The organism is Allokutzneria albata (genome assembly GCF_900103775.1).
Lineage (GTDB): Bacteria > Actinomycetota > Actinomycetes > Mycobacteriales > Pseudonocardiaceae > Allokutzneria > Allokutzneria albata.
Genome location: NZ_LT629701.1, coordinates 1562099 through 1586857, shown reverse-complemented (window position 1 = coordinate 1586857; position 24759 = coordinate 1562099). Strand labels below are relative to the sequence as shown.

Genomic DNA, 24759 nt, shown 5'->3' with positions numbered 1-24759 from the left:
CACCCTTCCGCCGACCCGGTACAGTGGCGGCGTGCCGAGGGTGCCGGTGGGAACGCGGGTCCAGCTGCTGCTGGCCCTCTTCCTGCCTGCCCTCTTCGTGCTGCTGCCCGCGGCGGGCGGACACGGGCCGCTGGGCCTGGCCACCGCGCTGACCGCCGGTATCGCCGCCGCCTTCGTGGTGGCCGCTGTGGTGTTCGGGCGGCTCGAACCGGCGGTGCCCATGCACGTGCGGGCGATCAGCCTGCGCGAGCGCGCCCGCCTCGCCGACTTCATCCGGCTCCGCGATCCCGACGCCCCGGGACGCACCCGGCCACGAGCTCCGTCATTCGGCGCCGCGACCGCCTGACGATTCCTTTTCGACGGCGGTCGCTCCGGCCTGCCCGAAAGAGACTCGTCATCATCGGAGCGTCCCTTGTTCGACTTCATCCTTTACCCGGTTTCCGCCGTGCTCTGGTTCTGGCACGCCACCTTCGGCGCCCTGTTCAGCCCGGACAGCGGAATCGCCTGGGTGCTCGCCATCGTCTTCCTCGTCTTCACCATCAGGGCCGTGCTGCTCAAGCCCGCGCTCAGCCAGCTGCGCTCGGCCCGGCGCAACCAGAAGCTCGCCCCGCAGGTGCAGAAGATCCGCGAGCGCTACCGCAACGACCAGCAGCGCGTTGTCCGGGAAGTGCAGAAGCTGCACGCCGCCGAGGGCACGAGCCCGTTCGGCGGCTGCCTTCCCGCGCTGCTGCAGATCCCCGTCTTCCTCAGCCTCTACTGGGTGCTGCGCGATTTCACCCCGGGCGCCCAGTCCAACCACGCCTTCGACCGCGCGGGCGTGCTGTCCTTCCTCAACGCCGACGTCTTCGGCGCGAAGCTCGGCAACTGGATCAACCAGCCCGTCGCCGAGCTGGCCGCCTTCGGCACCGACCGCGCGCACATGATCACCGTGGGCGTGCCGCTGATGCTGCTCGCCGGGCTGGCGACCTTCCTGTCCATGCGGATGGGCATGCGCAGGCAGGTCAACCCGAACCCGCAGCTCGCGTCGATCACCACGTTCATGACGTACGTGGCGCCGATCAGCATGCTGGTGTCCGGGCTTTTCTTCCCCGTGCCGATCGGCGTGCTGCTGTACTTCCTGGCCAACAACGCCTGGACCTTCGGCCAGCAGCAGGTCCTCACCTGGTTCGTCGACCGGGAGGAGGCCACGGCCGAGGCGGCCACGCCGAAGGTGATCGCGCCCCGCCCCGGCCAGAAACCCAAGCAGCGCAAGCGATGACGCCGCTGGGCCGCCCGCAGGCCACGGGCGGTCCAGCAGCACGGGAGACCCGCCCTCCAGGCGGCCGTGTCGTCGGGCAGCATCGTCACGTTCGGGACGCCTCCAGCGCACTGCCCCGTCGTCGGCGATGGCCAGTGAGACCAAGCGCGCGGTCCAGTTCGCCAGCACGGCGCACCGCGCAGATCACCAGCCGGACGAGTGTTCGCTGCGGCAGGACGAGGAAGACGCCGAGGTAGGCGCCCAGTGCCGTCGAACCGAGTCCCATAGATACGCACTCGCGTTCGTGGCGTGGGCGCCGCCCAGCGCGAGCGAGGCGATCACCAGCCAACGAAAGATCAAGAGCACGCGCGCGTGCTGGCAGTTTCAGCCGGATTTCACCGTCGCTGGTTAGCGTCCCGCCGTCGATCGTCCGCCAGGAGGACATGGTGTTACAGCAGGGTCCGCCCACCCCACCGCAGCCCGCGACCGCGCCGGTCGGGCTGATGAAGTTGATGTTCATGGCCGGCTTCGTCGTCGCGCTGTTCGGGCTGGGCACCTTGCTCAGCGCCGGCCCGTCGGTCGGGGCGCTGATCGCGCTCCCGGCGGGGATCGGCCTGGTCGCCGCGGCGATCCGGCTCCGCAACACCGCCCTCGACCAGCAGCTCTACCGCGCCGTGCGCCCGGCCGACCCGGCGGCCGTGTTCGTGCTGTGGGGCGGGCTGGCCGGACTCTTCGCGGTCGGCGCGCTGTTCGGCTGGTTGTTCGACACCGCGGGCAGCGTGCTGATCGTCGCGGCGTGGCCCGTTCTGGTGGCGTGGTACCGCAGGCGCCGGACCGCGCTCCAGGTCGACGCGACAGGTGTGAACATCGACGGCGTCCCCGTTCCGTGGACCGACCTCGCCGAGATCGTGGTGTCCGATCCCCAGTCAGGACAACCGATTCACATTGGCGCCCGATTGCACTCCCGCTCCCCGATCCAGGTCGTCGCGCAGCCCCAGGGCTTCAACCTGGCCAAGCTGACCGCGATGGTCGCCAAGCACGGTCCGCGCGACGTCCGGGTCGTGGTGACCGGACCGCGCTGAGCGGGTCAGGTGTGCGAGACGGAGAGCTCGTAGATCACCACCTGGCCGAAGTTCGCGGTGCTGCAGGGAGAGGAGTTCTCGCAGTGGGCCAACGTGTAGGCGCCCGCCTTGAAGTAGGCCGTCGAGGTCCGCTTCGGCGGTGATCGTTCGTCACGAGCTTGTACCGCGAGTCGTCGGCGTAGCGCAGGTAGAGGTCGGCCCCGTCCAGCCGGAACATGATCAGGTGCGAGCTGGTGGCGTGCACCTGCCCGGCGATCACCTGCGGCTTCTTCGCGGGGACCGCGGTGGTGGGCCAGGCGGCCTTCTCGGCGCCGTCCATCTCCCGCAGCTCCGACCGCGGGTACTGCGTAGTCCGTGCCGCGGAGCAGTGTCAACGCCTCATCGCGAGCTGCGGGACCAGCGTTCGCGCACTGCCGCCACGGCCTTGGCGACCTTGGCGTTGAAAGCGTCGAGCTGTTCAGCTTCGGCAGCGCTCGCGACGTAGACGCGTCGATCGCAGGCTGTGCCCGCGCGCCATATCCGCTCGATTGCACGCGTCGCGGTGATGTCCGCCAACGGGTTGCCGGACACGAGGACCAGGTCCGCGCGTTGCCCGGGCGCAACGCGTCCTCGGTCTGCGAGGCCGAACACTCGTGCCGGTTCGCTCGTGGCGGCGGCCAGGGCGTGCGTCGGGCTGATTCCGCACCGGACAAGGAGTTCCAGCTCTCGGTGCAGGCTCGTGCCGAACGCGGTCCCCGGGTTCGGGGCGTCGGTGCCCGCCAGCAGAGTGACGCCCGCGTCGGCCAGTCGCCGCACGTTGTCCTCGGCCCGCGAGTAGAGCGGCACCGACTCGCCGAGGGTGTTCTCGAGAGTGGCCAGTGTGGGACCGATCGCGATACCGGCCTCGGCCATGCGTTCGACCAGAGCTTGGTCCAGCTCGGCATCCACGGGAACGTGGGCCACCACGTCGACACCGGCGGACACGACCTCCTCGACGCCAGCCGTGGAACTCACGTGGGCCACGACGACCAGGCCCCGCGCGTGCGCGGCAGCGACCAGCGCCCGGATGGTCTCGGAGTCCAGCGACGGCCACAGGCCCCCGGCGCCAGAGATGATCTTCAGGTAGTCCGAGCCCTCCGCGATCCGTTCCGCGACGAACTGCTCGGCCCGGCCGGGGACGGTCACCGTCGGGAACGGGGCGTACATCATCGACGGGTGCCCGCCGGGCGCGGTGGCACCGACGCCCGCGGAACGGACATCGGCCACGTCCGGGCGGGAGCCTGCCTGCTCCTTGGCCATGGCCAGCAGGTCGGGCTTGCTGAACATGTCGAGGACGGTGGTGACGCCGAAGGTCAGCGACCGCGCGAGGGCGCCGGGAACGAGGTGCACGTGCGCGTCGATCAGACCGGGAAGCACGGTCCCGCCGCCCGCGTCGATCACGTCGTCGCCCTCTCGGGCGGCCGAGGCCACCGAGCACTCGGTGATCACGCCGTCAGCGAACCGGACCGAAGTCCAGTCCTGGGGCTGCGTCCCGTCGAACACCTTCGCGTTCACGATCGTCGTCGCCCTCTGGGACATGGCTCCAGTCCAGCCGGTCCCACGAGGCCCATCAACGACCGATCCGGCCATGGAACAATCACCGAAAGGAATCGGTCGAGGCGAAGAGGACAGCGGCGATGGAGGTCCGGCAGCTGCGCTACTTCGTCGCGGTCGCCGAGCGCGAACACTTCGGCCGCGCCGCCGAGGCCCTGCGCATCGTTCAACCCGCTGTGAGCAAGCAGGTCGCGCGGCTGGAACGCGAACTCGGACTGACCTTGTTCGACCGGTCCCACCGCCGGGTCCGGCTCACCCCGGACGGCCAGGCGTTCCTCGTCCACGCGCGCCGCGCGCTGCGCGGCATCGACCGCGCCGCAGCCGCGGCCGCCGAGATCGCCGCCGGTAACACCGGTCTTCTGCGCGTCGGCAGCAGCATCGTGTTCAGCCCTCGAATCGAAGCTGCTCTTGCCGCTGTCCGTGACGCCCACCCCGGCATCACGCTCCAGGTGACGAGCTCCGCCTCGACGACCGATCAGCTCGCCGCACTCGCCGCCAACGACCTCGACGCCGCATTCGTCGCAGCGCCACCGGATACGCCGGGCGTGCGGATCCACCACCTCTGGGACGAGCCGCTGCTCGCAACCGTCCCCGCGGACCACGCCCGCACTGCCGGCACCATCGCCGCACTCGCCGAACTCCCCCTGGCCCGATCCGCCCGCGCGGACAATCCCGGCGTCTACGACCTGATCACAGCCGCCTGCCGGGCCGCCGGTTTCACCCCTCGTCCAGGGCCGACCCTGACCCGAGTCCAAGACCTCCTTGCCGGACCTGTGGCCTCCGGAGGGTGCTGGACCCTGCTCCCCGCCGGCGTCGTCTCGCACGACTTCACCGCCGTCGCCCTCGTCCCGCCCGACCCACCGATCCTCGTGCCCGCCGCACTCGCGCTACCAGAAGCCACTCCTCGCGCGTCCGCGCTGAGCCTGCTCGCCGCCGTACAGGGCACCAGGAACTAGTGCGATTTCAGGTGTGCTTGAAACCCCGTCGCCATCAAGGCAGATTGCGAACTCCCTGAAATCCCACGTGAAAGCATCCGCGGCATGATCCCGCAGCACGGGCAGAACTGGCCACGACAGCCACAACAGGGGCCGTGGTCCGGGACGCCGTCGCCGTACCCACCTGGGCAATCCACTTATCCGCCGCAGCGGCCACCGATGCCTCCTCAGCCCCCGAAGCGCCGCACGGGTCGGGTGATCGCCCTGATCGCGACCGTGGTTCTCGTGCTCGGCCTTGGCATCGGCGGGTGGGCCGTGTTCGGGCGCGGTGGCTCCGAGTCGGCGGCACCCGGCGCAGCGGCTCCCTCGTCGGCGGCGCGCGCCGGGCTGACCGAGGCCACGCTCGCCACGACCGACCCGAAGAAGCTGTTGGACGACGCACTGCTGGCTTTCCTGACCCAGCCCGTGCTGCACACCCGGATGGAGAAGATCTGGTTCGGCCAGGTCACCCCCTACCTGACGGGGCAGCCCTACTACGGCCAGACCGTCGAAGGCGGTTACGACTACAGTCGGCGCAAGTTCGCCTACCACGACCACAGCGGATACGTCTGCCTCGAGGGTGTCAAGTTCGAGGTCACGCGACGCGGCGACCGGATCGACCGCGGCTCGTGCGCCGTCCCCCATCCGCTCGACTGGGATTCCAAGGTCGGCAACGGGATGCTTCCGGGCGGGCTGACCCCGGAGCAGGCTCAAGCGTTCCTCGGTTACCTGCGGACGGTGCAAGGGTTCCTCGACCCCGGCAAGCCGACCTGGGTGGAGCGCCAGGGCAAACAGTACGTCCGCCTGCCGGTGGTGTTCCGGACGGTGCAGACCAGCATCGGGCGTGCCGGCACGCAGAACTTCATCTGGGCGTTCCAGAAGACGAAGTTGTCCTTCGACGGTCACGTCTACACCGCGGGCGGATCGGGCGACGCTCAGGTCGAGGCCGTGTTCTACCTGGATCCCACGACCCTGCTCCCCGGCTACTCGGAGTCGATCGTCTACGACACGCAGAACGATCCGAGTGGTTCGAAAGGACAGGTGCGGCGTGTGGAGTACGTGTGGGACGGCACTTTGCCCGCTCCGGATCCGGAGACGATGAGCAGACAGCCCGCACCGCTGACGTGGCCCGCGGAGAAGTTCCAGCCCGGCGCGGTGAAGTGACCGCGACCTGACGGGCGGGCTGCCGCTGAGGGCGCCCGCCCGCCGGTGCCGGGTCACGACCGGCTGATGGTGATGTCCCCGAAGCTGGTGCGGGCGCGCACCTCGACCTTGTCGGCCGCCTCCCCCGCGGACGCGACCTCCTCCAGCGTGTTGCTCACCCGCCCGTGCCCGGTAACGAGGTCCAGCAGCGCGGCGGTGCCCTGCCGGATGCCGATCTCCAGGTCGCCGGTCGAGGTCTTGAGCACGACCGAGCCCCTGATCACGTCACCGACCCGGATGGCACCGTTGGACGTGGTGGCCTCGACCCGGTCGCCGACGGCGTGCTCGACGACGATCTCGCCGTTGGCCGCGCGCACCTGGACCTCGCCGGTGACGGTGCCGATCTCGATGTTGCCGTTGGAGCTCTTGACCGTCCCGCTGCCGTCGAGCTCACCGATCTGGACCTTGCCGGTGCCGGTGGTGACCTCGGCCCGGCCCGCGATCCGGTCCACGGACAGGTGCCCGGCCCCGGTCTCCATGCGCAGTGCGCCGGTGCGGTCCAGCCGGACGTGCCCGCAAGAGGTCTTTATCTTGCAGTCGCCCAGTTCGCCCGCGCTGCGCACGTCGGCGAGCCCGGTGTCGCTGTCCACCCGCGAACCGCGCGGCAGCTCGATCGTCACGTCGACGGACCGGGTCTTCTTGGAGAAGTCGAGCACGGGCGACTTCGGGCCGAGGACCGTCAGCTTGCCGTCGGCGTAGTCGATCCGGGTCTGTTCGGCGGCCTTCACGTCGGAGGCGTCGTCGGGGTTGGTCGGCCGCACCTCCACCACGGTGTCGGCGCGGTCGGTCGCGGTGATCCGGACGTCGCCCGCCCCCAGCTCGACGGTGACGGCGATGGGCTGGGGCGTCTGGAAAATGGGCATGGCTGTTCCCCTCAGGTAGTTCGGTGAGCGTCTCCGCAGGTCGGAGACGTGTGAAAGAGAGCGACCGGAGCGGGACTAACGCACCCAGCCGGTGTAGCGCTGCGCGCCTCGACCGCCGCGCGGGTGGGCGCGGTGGTCGCGGTCCGGCTGCCGCAACGCGGCGGAGGTGATCCGGACCAGCCACGCGTTGATCGAACGGCCCTCGGCGGCGGCGGCTTCCTCGATGGCGGACTTGAGCTGCTCCGGCAGGCGGAAGTTGATCCGCGCCGTCGCGGCCTCCTCGGCCCCGGGGCCGGGTTCCTCCGGCTCGAAGGTCTCCCCCAGCGTGCTTTCCAGCGGCTCGTCCGGCGGCGGTGGCGTCACCACGAAGTTCGGGTCACGTCCCCGCATGCGCAGCTCGACGGAGCCCGGCGCCAGGTCCCTGGTGATCTCGTCCGCGGCCGCCGACAGCGCATCCAGGAGCGTCAGGCGGATGGCCGACTGCAGCGACACGGTCACCCGCTCCACCGCCGCCTCGGCATCGCGCCCACTGCCCTCGACGAGCACCGCGAGCTCCCGCCCGAGGTTCTCCACATAGGAGCTCAAGTCCATGACACCACTATGGCACGCATGTGGCGCCACTACAAGCCATCATGGCGCCATAATGGCACCTGATGGCTTTCCGCAGGTGATGCTCGTGACACGTCCATCAACACCGCGTAAGGAGGCGCTCGGGGGCGTCAAGGACGCGTCAGGCCGCCCGGAATCCACGCCCACGCGACTCACCCTCCGGTGACGGCACCCGCCGGGTGCCTGGAGATCAGGAAGGGAGCACGCCCATGGCCGACCTGGCCTACGCGGTGCTGCTGATCGGCGTGTTCCTGCTACGCGCGCTGACCGTGCGCGGACTGGAGCGGTTGTGAGCGGCACGGGCCTGCTGGCCAACACCGTCGGCGGCGTGCTCGCGCTGCTGTTGATCGTCTACCTGTTCGTCGCGCTGATCAGGCCGGAGAAGTTCTGATGTCGTCCACTGTGGCCGGTCTGGCGCAGCCGCTCTGTCCACATTGGAATCCTTGCGGCACGTGGTGTTCGTTCTGAGCCACATGCCCGGCGTGGGCTGGCTGGTTGCACCGTGGGCTGGCTGGCTCCGGCGGGGTGTGGCTGGTTCCGGCGGGGCGTGGCTGGTTGCAGCGGGACGTGGCTGGTTCCAGCGGGATCGGCTGGTTCCAGCGGGACGTGGCTGGTTCCAGCGGGATCGGCTGGTTCCAGCGCGGGTGGCTGGTTCCGGCGTGGGGTCGGCTTGACCTGGGGCCCCTTGCGCGTGCCGAGGGCCTGCCGGGCGGGCACGGTCAGGAACCGGCCCTCGCCGACGAGCGTATGGCACGCGCGCCCCAGGTAAAGCCGACCGTTCCAGCCTTACCTCGCGTGAGCTGGAACTGGCTTTCGTTTGCTGAAACCGTTGGTGTGTAAGGGAAAGTTCACTCCGTAGAGCCGTGATCCACTATTTGCAGACGCTAAAATAGGAGTATGGCCCCTGCCGATATCGAAGACGACGTCGTGGCCGCCTACGCCGCGATAGGTAAGGCTGTCGCGGACTTCGCCTTAACCCTGATGAAGCTCTATGAGGACCTGGATCCGCAAGTGCAGCAGTATGCCGGGGATGTTCTGATGCCGCTGCTGCGTGTCTCCCAGGTCAAGGGCAACAAGCTCATCGACCGCGCCATGTCGCTGGTGGAGCACCCGGCGGTGTTGGAGGCGTTGTCGGAGGGGCGGATTGATGAGGGCAAGGCGTTGATGATCATCGATCAGGTCAGTGTCCTCGACGCGGCCAATCAGGCGATCGCCGAACCGGTCCTGATCAACCACGCGGCCACGCATAACTACACGGCGAGCCAACGCTATGCCCGGCGCTATGTCCTCAAGCTGGATGCCGAGGCGGCCCTGCGGCGTCATGAGGAGAAGCGCAAGCAGCGGTTGGTGGAGAAGTTCAACCTTGACGACGGCATGTGCTCCTTGCGTGTCGTTTTGCCTGCCCTCGACGCCGCCCTCGCCTTCGATCGCATCGACCGCATCGCCCGAGCCCTCCCCAAAGACGACCGAACGCTGGACCAGAAACGATCCGACGTCGCAGCGGATCTGTTGATGGGCAAGGAAACACCCGCCCCGCAGGGTGAGGTGTGCGTGAACCTGACCATGCCGATCACCAACATCCTCGGCTTGACCACAGACCCGGTCATGCTCGGCGGATACGGACCGCTGCCCGCGCCGATCGTCGCCGATGTCGCGGCGAACGGGATCTGGAAGCGCATCCTCACCGACCCCGCCACCGGGATGGCCGAGCACATCACCACCTACCGGCCCACCCCGGCGCAACGGGAACTCATCAACGCGCGGTATCCGACCTGCACCATGGTCGGCTGCAACCAACCGGCTCACCGCTGCGACCTGGATCATTGTTGCCCGTTCGATGGCGCCAACACCACCATCGCGAACCTGCGGCCGAAGTGCCGTCACCATCACCGGATGAAGACCCACTCCAGCTGGTCCTGCGAGAACCGGGCGGATGGGACGCATGCGTGGACCACGCCGAGTGGCAAGGTGATCGAGACCGAACTCGAACCCATCGCCGACCCGGCGCCCTTCTAACGAACAGCGCGGATCCAGTCGGAGATCGCCTCCGCGGTCCGCACAGCGTGCTCGGTGACCACGGTGAAGTGGTTACCGGGAACACCGATCGTCGTCTGGGCCGCGGGCCAGGTGGCGCGCCACGGGACGCCCTCAGCGACCAGGTCGGCGGTCTCGGGCATGCACTCCATGGCCTGCGCGAACAGGACGGGGGTGGACAGGTGGTGGGGGCGCCATTCGCGGAAGAGACGCAGGTAGCCGCCCATCGCGGTGAGCTGGGCGCCGTCCACGGCCATGGTGTCGAAACCGGAGATCTGCCTGCCGTACATGGCGGCGCGGAACCGGCGGTCCAGCTCCTGGCCGGGGGCGTAGGTGTCGATCAGCACGACACCGGCGGCGGGGCGGCCGGCTTGTTCGAGGTGTTCGGCGATGGCATGGGCGGTCCAGCCGCCGGACGAGTGCGCGAGCAGGAGAACGGGCTCGTCGCCGAAGCGGCGGTGGAGGGCGGTGGCGTGGTGCTCGGCGAGGGCGGTGACGGTGGCGGGCAAGGGTTCTCCGGCGCGGTAGCCGGGAGCGTTGAGTGCCCACACCTCGTGCCTGCCGCGGAAAGCGGATGCGAACCCGGCGAACTGCTGAGTGCCAACGGGAGGCACGAGGGACGGGACGCAGACGACCTTCGGGGTGGTGGGACCGGAGGCGAGGCGGACGGGCGGCTCGGCCGGGAACGTCGTGAAGCGGGGGGCGAACTGGGACATGCCCTCCAACAGTTCCACGTACTCGTCGACCCGTCCGAGCTCGTGTGAGCGCCGGTACTGGGCGCGGATCGGATCGTCCTCGGGCGCAGGGGATGTCGCCTGCTCGATGTGCGCGGCGAGCGCTGCGGGCGTGGGGTGGTCGAACACGAGGGTGGCGGGGAGCTTCAGCGATGTGGCGCGGCTGAGGCGGTTGCGCAGCTCCACTCCCGTCAACGAGTCGAAGCCGAGCTCGGCCAGCGGAGCCGCCGGGTCGACCAAGCCACGGTAGCCCAGCACGTCGGCGATGTGGCTCTGCACCACCTCAAGCGTGGTCGCGGGCTCCTCCGCGCGCTGAGCCGGACGGGTGCCGAACTTCGCGGCGATGACGAACGGGCGCGTACCGGCGCATGCGGCGTCGAACAACTCCAAAGCTTCCACAGTGGACAGTCCGAGGAGGCCGTTGCGCGCGAGTCTGGCGCGCTCGACCTCGCCGAGGCCGGCGGTCATGCCGCCCTCCCCCGCCCACATCCCCCACGCCAACGAGACCGCGGGGAGCCCAGCGGCGTGCCGGTGCTGGGCGAGGGCGTCGAGATACGTGTTGGCGGCGGCGTAAGCGGCCTGGCCGGCGCTGCCCGCGAATCCGGCCAAGGACGAGAACAGGACGAATGCCGACAAGCCGCGATCCCGCGTCAACTCGTGGAGGTTGCGCGCCCCGTCGACCTTCGGTGCGAGCACGGCGGCGAGGTGGTCGGCGGCGATCGTCTCCAAGAGGCCGTCGTCGAGGACGCCAGCCGTGTGGACCACCGCGGTGAGGTCGGGAATCGCCTCCAGCACCTCCGACAGCGCCGCGCGATCGGCCACGTCACAGGCCACAGTGGACACTCGGGTGTCGCCGAGATCCAGTGCCGAGGGCTCAGTGCGGCCGAGCAGCAGCACGTGACGCACTCCATGGGTCTCGGCAAGGTGGCGAGCCACCGCACGGCCGAGCTTGCCACCGCCTCCGGTGATCAACACGGTGCCCTCGGTGTCCCACTTCGCCTCGCCCTCGGCAGCCGCGCGAACCATGCGGGGCGCGAGCAGGCGCCCGGCCCTCAGGGCGAGTTCGGGCTCAGACCCGGTGAGCGCGTGCGGAGGGACCTCGTGCGGTGCGCAGTCGATGTCCAGCAAAGCGAACTGCCCGGGCCGCTCCGCCATCGCCGAGCGCACCAAGCCCCACACAGGTGCCGCACCGAGATTCGGTGTGTCCGTGGCGACGGCACCTGACGTGAGCACGACCAGCCGCGAACCGGACCACGCCCGGACCAACTCCAGTGCTTCGTACACATCGTGGACGAAGCGCGTCTCCGGGAGCAGACCTCCACGCTCGCCGGTGACCTCCACCCAGTCCACGTGGAACAACGGTGGCCGCTCGGCACGAAGCGGTCGCAGAACCAGACCGTCCACAGCGGACACAGGGCGGTCACAAGTGTCGGTGAGCAGCATCGAGACGGCACCGTCCTCGAACCGCAACCGCACACGTGCCTCCGACACCCCCTCCGCGTACAACGAGACTCCGCGCCACACGAACGGCAGACCAGCTTCTTCAGAAGCGCCTTCGGCCAAGCTCATCGCGTGCAAGGCCGCATCGGCCAGAGCGGGATGCAGCCGGTGGTCCGAAGCTGGAACGGAGACCTCTGCGAAGATCTCCGGTCCGCGCCGCCATGCCGCGCGGAGACCGCGGAACGTTGGCCCATAGTGGAAACCCGAGCTGGCCAGGCGGTCGTAGAAGCCGTCGAGCGACAGTGGCTCGGCGCCCTCCGGCGGCCAGCACCTCCAGTCGACGGGCGGGGGCTCCGACGCGGGCGCCAAGCTCGCGGTGGCGTGCCGGACCCACCCCTGCTCGCCGCGCGTCTCGATGACGAGTGAGTGCTCAGAAGACTCGACGCGCAGCTCGACATCGCCGCGCTCCGGCAGGACGAGCGGGGCTTCCAGCGTCATCTCCACCAGACGGACGCCCATGCCGGCCTGAAAAGCGAGGTCGAGGAAGCCCGTGCCGGGGAACAGCAAGCGGTCGCCGACACGGTGTTCGGCCAGCCATGGATCACGCTCGGGCGACAACGTCACCGACAACGACGACCCCGGCCAGTACCGCTCGTGCTGGAACGCGTATGTCGGCAGCTCCACGAGCCGCGCTCCCGGGAACATCGCGTCGAGCGACATCGGTACGCCGTTGACGAACAGCTCTGCCACGGCGCGGGCGAAGGTCACGTCCTCGGGCTGTTCCCGCCGCAGGGCCGGGAGAAGCACGCCGTCCGCATCCGTCGAGCTGAGCACGTTGTCCGGCCCGAGTTCGAGGAAGACCGTCGTGCCTCGAGCCGCAAGCTCGGTCATCCCGTCGTGGAAGCGCACAGTCTCCCGGACCTGGCGCACCCAGTAGTCCGGATCGGTGATCTTTCCATCCACAGTGGACACGATGGGGATGGACGGCTCGCGGAAGGTCATCCGGGAAACCACGGCGGCGAAGTCCGCCAGCATGGGCTCCATCAGCTCGGAGTGGAACGCATGGCTGACCTTGAGCCACTTCGTCCTGCGCCCGCGGGCCGTCCACAGGCGCTCCTGCTCGGCGATCACCGAAGCCGTACCGGAGAGCACGACCGACGCGGGACCGTTGACCGCGGCGACCGGAACGCCTTCGATCTCGGATTCGCCGGCCTGCACCGCGAGCATCGCTCCCCCGGCTGGAAGCTGCTGCATCAACCGGCCACGCGCGGCGATCAGCTCGCACGCGTCGGCCAGCGAGAGCACTCCGCTCACGTGCGCGGCCGCGACCTCGCCGACCGAGTGCCCGATGAGCTGTCCCGGCCGTACACCCAGGCTCTCGACGAGCCTGAACAGCGCCACCTCCACCGCGAAGATCGCGGGCTGCGCGTAGCCGGTCTCATTGATCGCCTCGTCGTTGACGACCTCGTGCAGCGGACGGTCGATGTGCTGGTCGAGGTGCGCGGCGACCTCGTCGAACGCCGCCGCGAACCGCGGGTACGCCTCGTACAGCCCCTGGCCCATCCCGATCCGCTGGCTGCCCTGGCCGGTGAACATGATCGCCAGGCCGGGCTCTTCGCGGACCTTTCCGGTGATCAGGTCAGCGCCGACGGCCGCGGCGCGGTACGGCATGCTCGCGCGCCTGCCCAGGGTGAACCCGACATCAGCGGGCTCCAGCCCTTCGGCGGCCACCGCAACGCGGTCGATCTGTCGGTGGAGCGCGGCCTCGCTCCGGGCCGAGAACACCCACGGCACCACACGAGCCGGAGCTGCCACGGCCGCCCGGCTCACGACCGGGGCCTGTTCGACGATCACGTGCGCGTTCGTCCCGCTCACGCCGAAGGACGAGACCCCGGCGCGCCGCGGCCCCGACCACGGCCTGGGCTCGGTCAGCAGCCGGACGTCACCTGCCGACCAATCCACAGTGGACGCCGGTTCGGTCACGTGCAGGGTGGCGGGCAGCACTCCGTTGCGCATGGCCAGCACCGTCTTGATCACGCCCACCAGCCCTGACGCCGCCTGCGTGTGGCCGATGTTCGACTTCGACGAGCCCAGCCACAACGGGCTGGAGCGATCCCGCCCATAGGTCGCGAGCAGCGCTTGGGCCTCGATGGGATCGCCCAGCCGCGTGCCCGTCCCGTGTGCCTCCACGTAGTCCACTTCGGACGGTCGAAGTCCGGCGTCGGCCAGCGCAGCCGTGATCACGCGCTGCTGGGAAGGCCCGTTCGGCGCGGTCAAGCCGTTGGACGCACCATCGGAGTTCGTCGCCGAACCTCGCAGCACAGCCAGGATCTCGTGCCCGTTGCGCTCGGCGTCGGACAGGCGCTCGACGAGGAGCACCGCGACGCCCTCGGCGAAGTTCGTCCCATCGGCCGAATCGGAGAAAGCCTTGCACCGGCCGTCCGCCGCGAGCCCGCCCTGCCGGTTGAACTCCTCGAACACGGTGGGCGTCAGCAGCACGGCGACCCCGGCGGCCATCGCCAGTGAGCACTCCCCGTTACGCAGCGCCTTGATCGCGAGGTGCAACGCCACCAGCGACGACGAGCACGCGGTGTCCACGGTGAGCGCCGGGCCCTCCAAGCCGAACTGGTAGGCGATGCGGCCGGACATCACGCTGCCCGCGTCGGCGGTGGTCAGGTAGCCCTCGGCCGCCTCAGCCATCAAACCCGCGTAGCCCTGCGATGCCCCACCGACGAACACACCGGTTCGGCTGCCCTTCAGAGAGGTCGGGTCGATGCCCGCGCGCTCTACGCACTCCCACGCCGTCTCCAACAACAAACGTTGCTGGGGGTCCATCGCCAGGGCCTCGCGCGGCGAGATCCCGAAGAACGCCGCGTCGAAGCCGGCCACGTCGTCGACGAAGCCACCGATCTCCGGGGTGCTCGTCGAGCCGAGATCCCACCCGCGATCGGCGGGGAAGCTCGTCATCGCGTCAGTCCCGCTGGACACCAACTCCCACAGGTCCTCCGGCGAACGAACCCCGCCGGGCAGACGGCAGCTCATCGCCACGATCGCGATGGGCTCGGTCGTCGCGGTCAGTTCGGGTTCGGGCTCGGGTGTCTCTCCGAGGAGGTGATCGACGAGCGCGGCCGGTGACGGGTGATCGAACACGACCGTCGCGGGCAGCCGGGTGCCGAGCGCGGCGCTGAGCCGTTCGCGCAGGTCGACAGCGGTCACCGAGTCGAATCCGACCTCACGGAACGCCCTGTCCGAGGGAATCTCCGCCCCGGAGGCGAGTCCGAGCACGGTAGCGGCGTTGGCGCGGACCAACTCCAGGAGGTCGCGGCGCGAACGTCTCACCGGCGTCGCGGCGGGTTCCGGCTCGGCGAACCCCTCGAAGAAGGGCCGACGTCTGCTCGCCGAGTAACCGGGGACGAAGCGCTGCCAATCCATGTCGGCCACGGACACCGTGACGTCATCGTGCTCGACGGCCTGGCGCAGTGCGGCCAGCGCGAGATCCGCGGGCATGGCGCGCATGCCGATCCGGTTCAGGAACCGCTTGGCCGCCTCCCCTGCCGCCATGCCGCCGCCCGCCCAGGCGCCCCACGCCACTGACGTCGCGGTCAGCCCGCGGGCTCGTCGGTCCTCCGCGAGGGCGTCGAGGTACGCGTTCGCCGCCGCGTAGGCAGCCTGCCCGGCTCCGCCCCAGACACCCGCGTTGGAGGAGAACAACACGAACGCGTCCAGCTCGCCCACCAGCGAGTCCAGATGCCGAGCGCCGAGAACTTTGGCGGCCATCTCGCGATCGAGAGCCGCACTGTCCAAATCGGACAGAAGTGCGGGCTGGAGCACACCCGCGGCATGGATCACGGTGGTCAGGTCCGGGATCTCGGCCAGCACCGCCGCCAGCGCGTCCCGATCCGTCACATCGCACCGCACCGCGGTGACCCGCTCCCGCGAAAGCTCGGGGGATGCGGACCGGCTGAGCACCACGACCCGCTCCGCACCCTCGCGCAGTGCCCAGTCGGTGATCATCTGACCGATCGCGCCAGTACCGCCCGTGATCAACGTCGTGCCCCGGAGCGTCCACGCCCTCGACGGGGTGGCGTTGCCGAGCGGAGCGCGAACCAGCCGCCGAGCGAACGTGCCGGCCGATCGCACCGCCACCTGGTCCTCAGCACCGGTGAGGGCCGCCACGAGCCGGGTTCGCGCGCGCTCCCCCGTGTCGACGGGCAGATCGATCAAACCGCCGTAAACCTCGGCTCGCTCCAGACCGAACACCCGGCCCAGGCCCCACAGCTGAGCCTGCACCGGCCGGACACCCCGATCCGCGCGCCCGACCGAGACCGCCCCGCAGGTGGCGATCCACAACGGCGCGGTGACCACGGAGATCAGCTCGACCGTGGCGGCCAACCCTGTGTCCTCGTCCAACGCCAGCAGAGACAGCACTCCGCTGTAGTCACTCATCGCGCTGACCTCGGCGAGCGACACCACCACTCCGTGCTCGCCCATCGCGTGCGCGGCGGCGTCGATCCACGGGTGATCCACGTCGGGGGCGACGATGAGCCACCGGCCAGGCGGACGATCCTGTTTGGACTCCAGAGGCTTCCACCGCACGCGGTATCGCCACGAGTCCACAATGGATTGCTCACGACGGGTTCGGCGCCACGCGCGGAGGGCGGGCAGCACCGCCTCGATCGCCTCCCGGTCGGCGCTCGGCAACAGCTCCGCCACGGCGCCAGCGTCGGTGCGCTCGACGGCCTCCCAGAAACCCGGCTCCTCCACCTCCCGGACAACGCCAGAGGGTCGATAGCTGACGTGCTCGAACGGGTACGGCGGCAGCTCGACCACGCGCGCGCCGACCAACTCCGAGGACCAGTCGACCGCGATCCCCCGCACGAACGCCTCGGCGAGCGCCTTCGGGAATCGCGCACCGTCCTCGCGGCGAAGCGTGCTCAACGTGATCGCATCAGGCACGACGGCCTGCACGGATGCCGTCAACATCGGATGAGGCGAGGGCTCGATGAAGACCTCGTAGCCGTCCCGGGCAAGCGAAGCGGCCGCGTCGGCGAAGAGCACGGGCTGCCGGAGATTCCGGTACCAGTACTCCGCGTCGAGCTGCGTTCCGTCGAGCAGGTCGCCCGTGACCGTGGAGTAGAAAGGCACTTCTCCCGCCAACGGTCGCAGATCCGCCACCACGGCAAGGATTTCTTCGCGCACTCGCTCGGTTTGCCGGGAGTGCCCGGCCACGTGCACGCCGCGCACACGTTTGGCTCGAATGCCTTCGGCCTCGCACTCCGCCACGAACTCGTCCACGGCGGCAGGGGATCCGGAGACGGTGACCGAGGCCGGGTCGTTGATGGCCGCGACATCGAGCCGGCCCGCCAGCCGAGCTTCGACCTCCGCGCGCGGCAACGTGATCACCGCCATCGCACCGTGGCCGCTCAGCGCCTGGTAGACCCGCGACCTGAGCGCGACGAGACGAGCCGCCTCCGCAAGCGGCAGCACACCGGCGACGCACGCCGCCGCGATCTCCCCTTGGCTGTGCCCCACCACGGCATCCGGCCGCACTCCGTGCTCGCGCCACAGCGCAGCAAGGCTGACCATGACCGAGAACAGCACTGGCTGGACGACGTCGAGCCGATCGAGCCCGACCCCGTCCCGCAGCACCTCCGGCAGCGACCACGTCACGTGGGGGCGCAGCGCCGCATCACACTCCGCGAGCAATTCGGCGAAGCGCGACGACCGTGCCAGGAGTTCCTTCGCCATGCCGGGAAACTGGCTGCCCTGGCCAGGGAAAACGAAAACGACCTTGCCGGTGGCCGTCGCGATCCCGCGCACGAGCGCGGTGTGCTCGTCCCCCTGGGCGAGCGCATCGAGAGCAGCACGCTCGAACACGACCGCCCGGTGCTCGAAGGTCGTTCTCCGGGAGAGAGTCAGTCCGACGTCCGCACTGCGCAATCCGTCCACAGCAGACAGCTGACGCGCCATCTCCTGCAACGCGGTCGGCGTGCGTGCGCTCAGCGGCCACGGCACGTCCTCGGAGACGGCCGCCGGAGACGCGGCAGAGGGTGCCTGCTCGATGATCGCGTGCGCATTCGTCCCGCTGACACCGAACGAGGACACAGCGGCCCGCCTCGGCCGTCCGCGCTCGGGCCATTCCCGGGTCTCGGTCAGGAGTGCGACCGAACCGGCTGACCAGTCCACGTGCGATGCCGGCTCGGAAATGTGCAGGGTGCTCGGCAGTTCGCCGTGGCGCAGCGCGAGCACTGTCTTGATCACCCCGGCGATTCCCGCGGCGGCCTGGGTGTGGCCGATGTTCGACTTCACCGAGCCGAGCAGAACGGGCTGGTCGCGGTCCTGGCCGTAGGTCGCGAGGATCGCCTGGGCCTCGATCGGATCGCCCAGCGCGGTGCCGGTGCCATGCGCCTCGACAACGTCCACATCGGACGTACTGAGCCCCGCCGCCGAGAGCGCAGCACGAATGACTCGTTGCTGCGAAGGGCCGTTCGGCGCAGTGAGGCCGTTGGACGCGCCATCCGAGTTCATCGCCGATCCCCGCAGCACGGCGAGCACGTTGTGCCCGAGCCGCCGCGCGTCGGACAGGCGCTCGATGACGACGACACCGGCTCCTTCCGCGAAGCCGGTGCCGTCGGCCTGAGCGGAGAACGCCTTGCAGCGGCCGTCCGGAGCAACCGCGCCCTGCCTGCCGAACTCCGTGAACACCGCCGGGTCGGACATGATCGTGACACCACCGGCCAGGGCCATCGAGCACTCACCGTCGCGCACCGCGCGCGCTGCGAGGTGCAGGGCCACCAGCGACGACGAGCACGCCGTGTCGAGCGTGACCGCGGGGCCTTCCAGTCCCATCGTGTAGGCCACCCGACCGGAGATCACGCTGACCGTGCTCCCGGTGGCGATCAGCCCCTCCAGCTCCTCACGTGCCGGACTGGACAGCAACAGGCGCGTGTAGTCCTGGCCGCTCGTCCCGACGAACACACCGGTCCGCGAACCGCGCAGCGAGGCCGCGTCGACCCCGGCCCGCTCCACCGCCTCCCAGCACAGCTCCAGGAACACGCGCTGCTGCGGGTCCATCGCCAGCGCCTCACGGGGCGAGATCCCGAAGAACGCGGCGTCGAAGTCGTAAGCGCCGTCGAGGAATCCGCCCGCCGCCGACACCGGCCAGCCCCGGTCAGCCGGTGGCTCGGTGATCGCGTCGCCGCCCGAGCGCATCAGCTCCCAGAACTCCTCCGGTGACCGAACGCCACCGGGGAAACGGCAGCTCATGCCGACGATCACGATCGGATCGTCGTCGGTCGCGCGCGTCGTGACGACTTCGGGCGGCGCCGTCTCCGCTGCGAGGTGCGCGGCCAGGGCTGCAGGCGTGGGGAAGTCGAAAACCAGCGTCGCGGGCAGGCGCACTCCGGTGGCGGTGGCGAGCCGGTTGCGCAGTTCGACGGCGGTCAGGGAGTCGAATCCGGCGTCACTGAACTTCTGGTCGGCACCGATCGACGACGGTGACGCGTGCCCGAGCACTGCGGCGGCATGCGCCCGCACGAGGCTGAGCGGATCACCGCTTCCCTTACGCGCAACGGCTTTCCGCGGCCGTCTTCGTAGCGGCACGAGCACTGCGGCGCCCGTGGTCAGTGCGGCGTCGAACAGCTCAAGCCCTTGCTGGTTCGTCAACGGCAGGACGTCGGAGTTCTTGACGCCGCTCCCCATGCCGCTTTCCCAAAGACCCCACGCGATCGAAAGCGCAGGAAGGCCGAGAGATCGCCGGTGCCGAGCGAGGGCGTCCAGGGAGGCATTGGCAGCAGCGTAGTTTGCCTGCCCAGGGCCCCCGAGGACCCCGGCCGCCGACGAGAACAGGATGAACTCAGCCGGCCCGTCTGTCAGCTCGTGCAGGTGCCAGGCTGATTCGGCCTTGGCACGCAAGACCTCCGACAGCCGCGACGGCGTCAACGAGGTCACCACGCCGTCGTCGAGCACACCGGCCGCATGGATCACCGTCGTGAGATCGGGAATCTCCGCCAACACCGCAGCGAGCGCGTCTCGATCGCCGACATCGCACGCCACCACGCGCACGGACGCACCGTCGAGTTCTGGCGCTGGGCCACCACTACGGCTGAGCAGAACCAGTTTGCGCCTGCCGTGCCGCTCCACGAGATGCCGGGCGATCAGCCTGCCCAGGGCGCCCGTGCCACCAGTGATCAGAACGGTGCCGTCCGGGTCGACGGGCGCGGGCAGGGTGAGCACGATCTTGCCGGTGTGCTTGGCGTCGCGCATGAACCGCAGTGCCTCGGGGGCGCGTCGAACATCCCAGGTGGTGATCGGCGGCGGCACCAGATCGCCGCGCTCGAACAGCTCGACGAGGTCGCGCAGCATCTCACCGATGCGTTCCGGCCCCGCCGCCTCGAACAGGTCGAACGGGAAGTAGTTCGGCGCAGGGGCTCGGAGGTCGGTCTTGCCCAGCTCGACGAACCGCCCGCCTGGGCGCAGCAGCCCGAACGAAGCGTCGACGAACTCCCCCGCCAGGGAGTTCAGCACCACGTCGACCTTGGGAAACCGCTCCGCGAAGCCAAGATCACGGGAGGAGGCGAGGTGCGACGCGGGCAGGTCGACCGCGTCCCACTTCACCGGACTCGCCGTCCCGTAGACGGTGCAGCCGAGGTGGCGCGCGAGTTGTACCGCAGCCATTCCCACACCACCGGCAGCAGCGTGCACGAGCACGGACTCGCCGGGCTGCACACCGCCGAGGTCCACCAGACCGTAGTACGCGGTGAGGAACGCCAACGGCATCGACGCGGCCTGCGTGAAGTCCCAAGCCTGCGGAACCCTGACCAGCATACGGTGATCGGTCACCGCAGTGGGGCCGAACGAGGCGGGCACGATGCCCATCACCCGTTCCCCCAGGGAGAACCCGGAGACACCGGGACCAAGCTCCACGATCGTCCCCGCGGCCTCACTGCCGAGGACGGATTCGCCGGGATAGGCGCCGAGCGCGGTGAGGACGTCGCGGAAGTTGAGCCCCGCCGCCCGAACCTCGATCCGGACCTCGCCCTCGGCCAGCCGCCTCGGGTCGGCGTCTACAAAGGACACATTGTCCAAGGTCCCGCGTTCGGTGAGGTCGACGCGCCACTCCGAACCGACCGGTCCCGCGTACGGAGCCAGCCGCGGACGGTGCGCGACGCCGTCCCGGAGTGCGATCTCGTCCTCGCCCAGAGCTGCGGCGCGGAGCACCACGTCGTCCGGCTCGTCCGTGTCCACCAAGAGGAATCGGCCCGGGTGCTCGGCCTGGGCGGAGCGCACCAGGCCCCACACGGCCGCCTGAGCCATATCGGTCCCAGTCCCACCGGGCGCGACGACCACGGTCCGCGGGTGATCCTCGCCCAGCGCGGTTTGGACTCCTGCCAACGCTTCCTGGACGTCAGTCGGCCGCAGGACCGGCGCGTCCACTCCCGAGGCAGGCAGGTCCACGGGGTCCCACTGGAGTTCGAGCAAACTGGCTGCCGACGAGGTACGCGAGCGGAAGGTCAGCTCCCCCACTGTGATCACCGGCTGACCGGTGGAATCCGTCGCGTCGAGGGCGACCCCCGAGGAAGTCGGAGCGATCCGCACGCGGAGCGCTGTCGCTCCGGACGAGTGCACGGTGACGTCACGCCACGAGAACGGCAGCCTCACCGTTCCCCCGGAGAACGTCACCAAGCCCTTGGCGTGCAGAGCGCTGTCCAGCAACACCGGGTGCACGTTGTAGCCACGGACGTCCACGGTCTCGGACAGCCCGACCTCGGCGAAGATCTCCTCGCCGCGCACCCAAACCCTCCGCAGACCTCTGAAAAGTGGGCCGTAGTCGAACCCGTGCTCGGCGAAGCGCGAGTACGCCTCGTCCGTGGGCACATTTTCCGCGCCCGGAGGCGGCCACTGCTCGACGACGCGAGGCGAGACAGGGGCGGAGGTGAGCGTTCCGCTCGCGTAGTCGCCGATGGTGAAGGCGCCCGCACGGTCCACCGCGATCTGGATCCGTACCGATCCAGATCCCGGCAGCACCAAAGGCTTCTGGAGGATCAGCTCGGAAACCCGGTCACGCCCGATGTGGCGGCCCGCCTCAACGGCCAGCTCCAGGAACGCGGTACCGGGCAGAATGACCCTCCCGCCAACGGAATGCTGTCCGAGCCACGCGTGAGCCGCGGCCGAAAGGCTGCCTGTGAGCACAAGCCCGCCGTCGTTGGCAATGGCCGCACCGAGCAGCGGGTGATCGACCGGGTCGAGTCCGAGAGCGGACGCGCCGGACGCATCGCGACCGGGGTCGAGCCAGTAACGGCTCCGTTGGAAGGGGTAGGTCGGCAGGTCGGCCAACCGCGCGCCACTGCCGTCGAAGAAGGTCGTCCAGTCCACGGTGGACCCATGCGTGTGCAGCTTCCCGAGCATGCGCACGAAGGAAAGCTCTTCAGAGCGACCGAGCGCGGGGAAGGCATCGACGACCGTGCCCAGCGCCCCCGGCCCCAGCTCGACGAACGCGGTCGCCCCCAGCTCGCGCAGCCTCCGCGTGCCGTCACCGAACCTGACACACTCGCGTGCATGCCGGGCCCAGTAGTCGGGCGAGGCGATGTCGGCGCCGAGCACATCACCGGTCACATTGGACACAATGGGGATGCGTGGCCCGGTGAAAGCCAGTCCCGCGACCACTTCCCGCAGCTCGTCGAGCATCGGGTCCATCCGCGCCGAGTGGAAGGCGTGACTCACCCGGAGACGCTTCGCACGCGGCCACTGGGCCGCGACCTCCTCGACGGCCTCCTCTTCCCCGGAGATCACCACCGCCCGGTCGCTGTTGACGCCCGCGAGGTTCACGCCCGGCCGCAACGTGGCCAGGACCTCCGCCTCCGACGCGGGAATCGCCACCATCGCCCCGCCCTCGGGCAGGCGTTGCATCAAACGACCACGCGCGGCCACGAACGAGCAAGCGTCGGCCAGCGAGAGCGCCCCGGCCACGTGGGCGGCGGTGATCTCACCGAGCGAATGCCCGATCAGGAAATCAGGCCTGACGCCGAAGGATTCGGTCAGCCGGAACAACGCGACGCCGACGGCGAACAACGCGGGCTGCGCGTACTCGGTGCGGTCGAGCGCTTCGTCGACCCACATCAGCTCCAGGAGCGGCCGGTCGAGGTGCTTGTCCAGCTCGGCGCACACCTGCGCCAGCGCGTCCTCGAAGACCGGGAAGCGCTTCGCCAGCTCGCGTCCCATGCCGACGCGCTGCGCACCTTGGCCGGGGAAGATGAACGCGATCCTGGGAGCACGGACCGCCTCGGTGATCTCCAAGGCTTCGTCGCCCAGAACCACCGCGCGACAAGGAAACGACGTGCGAGCCGTCGCGAGGGTGAATCCGACGTCGATGGGATGAGCGGACACCGTCCTCAGGCGCGCGGCCTGTTCTCGCACCGCGTCAGGAGTGCTCCCCGACACCAGCAAGGGAACCACGCGATCGTCGAGCACGCGCTCCTCAACAGGCGGGGTGTGCGCCTCTTCGAGGATGACGTGCGCGTTGGTGCCGCTGAAGCCGAACGCCGAAACGCCCACGCGCCGCGGTCGTTCGCCGACCGGCCACGGACGCGCCTCCGTCAACAGGCGCACGTCACCTGTCGACCAGTCCACATGGGACGAGGGAACGTCGGCGTGCAGGGTCTTCGGCATGACCTCGTTGCGCAGCGCCATGATCGCCTTGATCACGCCGCCGACCCCGGCCGCGGCCTGGGTGTGACCGATGTTGGACTTCAGCGACCCCAGCCACAGCGGTCGATCGCGGTCCTGGCCGTAGGTCGCCAGCAGCGCCTGGGCCTCGATCGGGTCGCCGAGCGCGGTCCCGGTGCCGTGCCCCTCCACCATGTCCACGTCGGACGGTTCAAGTGATGCGTCGGCCAGGGCGTCGGTGATCACGCGCTGCTGCGCGGGCCCGTTCGGTGCGGTGAGCCCGCTGCTGGCCCCGTCCGAGTTCACCGCGGAGCCGCGCAGCACGGCGAGCACGGGGTGACCGAAGCGTTCGGCCTCGGACAGCCGCTCCACGAGCAGCATGCCGACGCCCTCCCCCCACGCGGTGCCGTCGGCCCGGTCGGAGAACGGCTTGCACCGCCCGTCCGGGGCCAGTCCGCGCTGGCGGGCGAAGTCGACGAACGCCACCGGCGACGACATCAGCATCGCCCCGCCGACCAACGCCATCTCGCATTCCCCGCGCCGCAGCGCCTGCGCCGCGAGGTGCAGCGCCACCAGCGACGAGGAGCACGCGGTGTCGACGGTGATCGCCGGGCCGCGCAGGCCCAGGGTGTAGGCGATGCGGCCGGAGGCGATGCTGCCGGAGCTGCCCGCGCCGAGGTAGCCCTGGACCTCCTCGGGCTCCTGCCGCAGCCGCGACCGGTAGTCCTGGTACATGACCCCCGCGAACACCCCGGTGCGGGAGCCGCGCAGCGTGGTCGGGTCGATGCCCGCGCGCTCGACCGCCTCCCACGCCGTCTCCAGCAGCAGCCGCTGCTGCGGGTCCATGCCCAGGGCTTCGCGCGGGGAGATCCCGAAGAAGGCGGCGTCGAATTCCGCAACACCGTCGACAAAACCACCCTCGGCGACGTAGGTCGTTCCGGGGCGGTCCGGGTCGGGGTGGACCAGCCGGTCCAGGTCCCAGCCGCGGTCGGCGGGGAATCCGGAGATCGCGTCCCGGCCGTCGGCCACGAGCCGCCACAGCTGCTCCGGTGTGCCGACGCCGCCGGGATAGCGGCAGCTCATCGCCACGACGGCGATCGGCTCCCTGCTCCGCCGCAACTCCTGGCGGGCGCGGTGCAGGTCCACCGTCACGCGCCGCAGGTAGTCCCGCAGCTTCTTCTCACTCACCGAGCACGCCTCCCTGGGACGTGGTCGAGCAGCCGGCAGTGCGCAAGTCCCCGCGGTGGCGTCGGCGGCCGGGTGCGCGTTGTCCCCGTTGGTCATCCAGCTTCCGCGCAGCGCCGCGTCCAGCGGGTCGCCAGCCCGCGCGCACAGCATAGGCGCGGT

The 24759-nt window shown here is 69.9% G+C and carries 12 protein-coding genes; 7 read left to right on the top strand and 5 right to left on the bottom strand.

Annotated elements, in window-relative coordinates; translation table 11 throughout:
• The first annotated feature begins 31 nt into the window (after positions 1 to 31).
• Both BLT28_RS06870 and yidC read left to right on the top strand, forming a co-directional pair.
• Positions 32 to 346: a DUF6412 domain-containing protein gene (locus tag BLT28_RS06870; RefSeq protein WP_043814296.1), complete on the top strand. Its 315-nt coding sequence runs from the start codon at positions 32 to 34 to the stop codon at positions 344 to 346.
• Between the two features lie 66 nt (positions 347 to 412).
• Positions 413 to 1258, top strand: coding sequence for a membrane protein insertase YidC (yidC, locus tag BLT28_RS06865; RefSeq protein ID WP_030433657.1), 846 nt, complete (start codon positions 413 to 415; stop codon positions 1256 to 1258).
• 85 nt (positions 1259 to 1343) lie between these two features.
• Here yidC and BLT28_RS41740 read toward each other — a convergent pair whose 3' ends face one another.
• Entirely contained in the window at positions 1344 to 1757 is a 414-nt protein-coding gene (locus tag BLT28_RS41740) for a hypothetical protein (protein WP_157376055.1), read from the bottom strand.
• Between BLT28_RS41740 and BLT28_RS06855 the strand changes: the two genes are divergently transcribed.
• Entirely contained in the window at positions 1741 to 2319 is a 579-nt protein-coding gene (locus BLT28_RS06855) for a hypothetical protein (RefSeq protein WP_157376053.1), read from the top strand. The genes BLT28_RS41740 and BLT28_RS06855 overlap by 17 nt on opposite strands.
• A gap of 378 nt (positions 2320 to 2697) precedes the next feature.
• On the opposite strand, the gene BLT28_RS06850 is transcribed toward BLT28_RS06855, so the two are convergent.
• Complete coding sequence (locus BLT28_RS06850; protein WP_030433660.1) at positions 2698 to 3876, bottom strand: amidohydrolase family protein; 1179 nt, start codon at positions 3874 to 3876, stop codon at positions 2698 to 2700.
• A 98-nt stretch (positions 3877 to 3974) separates the two neighbouring features.
• Between BLT28_RS06850 and BLT28_RS06845 the strand changes: the two genes are divergently transcribed.
• The gene (locus BLT28_RS06845; protein ID WP_030433661.1) at positions 3975 to 4847 is read left to right on the top strand and encodes a LysR family transcriptional regulator; all 873 of its coding nucleotides are present in this window, start codon (positions 3975 to 3977) and stop codon (positions 4845 to 4847) included.
• A gap of 198 nt (positions 4848 to 5045) precedes the next feature.
• Positions 5046 to 6029 (top strand): hypothetical protein, encoded by a 984-nt coding sequence (locus tag BLT28_RS06840; protein ID WP_156051856.1) that lies wholly within the window; start codon positions 5046 to 5048, stop codon positions 6027 to 6029.
• Between the two features lie 53 nt (positions 6030 to 6082).
• Here BLT28_RS06840 and BLT28_RS06835 read toward each other — a convergent pair whose 3' ends face one another.
• Both BLT28_RS06835 and BLT28_RS06830 read right to left on the bottom strand, forming a co-directional pair.
• The gene (locus BLT28_RS06835; RefSeq protein WP_030433663.1) at positions 6083 to 6931 is read right to left on the bottom strand and encodes a DUF4097 family beta strand repeat-containing protein; all 849 of its coding nucleotides are present in this window, start codon (positions 6929 to 6931) and stop codon (positions 6083 to 6085) included.
• Positions 6932 to 7006: 75 nt separating this feature from the next.
• Positions 7007 to 7522: an Arc family DNA-binding protein gene (locus BLT28_RS06830; protein ID WP_030433664.1), complete on the bottom strand. Its 516-nt coding sequence runs from the start codon at positions 7520 to 7522 to the stop codon at positions 7007 to 7009.
• 307 nt (positions 7523 to 7829) lie between these two features.
• Between BLT28_RS06830 and kdpF the strand changes: the two genes are divergently transcribed.
• Both kdpF and BLT28_RS06820 read left to right on the top strand, forming a co-directional pair.
• Entirely contained in the window at positions 7830 to 7931 is a 102-nt protein-coding gene (gene kdpF, locus BLT28_RS06825; protein WP_030433665.1) for a K(+)-transporting ATPase subunit F, read from the top strand.
• Positions 7932 to 8437: 506 nt separating this feature from the next.
• Complete coding sequence (locus BLT28_RS06820; protein WP_083383678.1) at positions 8438 to 9556, top strand: HNH endonuclease signature motif containing protein; 1119 nt, start codon at positions 8438 to 8440, stop codon at positions 9554 to 9556.
• Here the strand turns inward: BLT28_RS06820 and BLT28_RS41735 are convergent.
• Positions 9553 to 24600, bottom strand: coding sequence for a type I polyketide synthase (locus BLT28_RS41735; RefSeq protein ID WP_231950659.1), 15048 nt, complete (start codon positions 24598 to 24600; stop codon positions 9553 to 9555). The genes BLT28_RS06820 and BLT28_RS41735 overlap by 4 nt on opposite strands.
• Positions 24601 to 24759 lie beyond the last annotated feature (159 nt).

What these genes read in the sequence shown, in the direction of transcription:
- BLT28_RS06855 (WP_157376053.1), top strand. Translation starts at nt 1,741, where the DNA reads ATGAAGTTGATGTTCATGGCCGGCTTCGTCGTCGCGCTGTTCGGGCTG.
- BLT28_RS41740 (WP_157376055.1), bottom strand. Translation starts at nt 1,757, where the DNA reads ATGAACATCAACTTCATCAGCCCGACCGGCGCGGTCGCGGGCTGCGGT.
- BLT28_RS06850 (WP_030433660.1), bottom strand. Translation starts at nt 3,876, where the DNA reads ATGTCCCAGAGGGCGACGACGATCGTGAACGCGAAGGTGTTCGACGGG.
- BLT28_RS06845 (WP_030433661.1), top strand. Translation starts at nt 3,975, where the DNA reads ATGGAGGTCCGGCAGCTGCGCTACTTCGTCGCGGTCGCCGAGCGCGAA.
- BLT28_RS06840 (WP_156051856.1), top strand. Translation starts at nt 5,046, where the DNA reads ATGCCTCCTCAGCCCCCGAAGCGCCGCACGGGTCGGGTGATCGCCCTG.
- BLT28_RS06835 (WP_030433663.1), bottom strand. Translation starts at nt 6,931, where the DNA reads ATGCCCATTTTCCAGACGCCCCAGCCCATCGCCGTCACCGTCGAGCTG.
- BLT28_RS06830 (WP_030433664.1), bottom strand. Translation starts at nt 7,522, where the DNA reads ATGGACTTGAGCTCCTATGTGGAGAACCTCGGGCGGGAGCTCGCGGTG.
- BLT28_RS06820 (WP_083383678.1), top strand. Translation starts at nt 8,438, where the DNA reads ATGGCCCCTGCCGATATCGAAGACGACGTCGTGGCCGCCTACGCCGCG.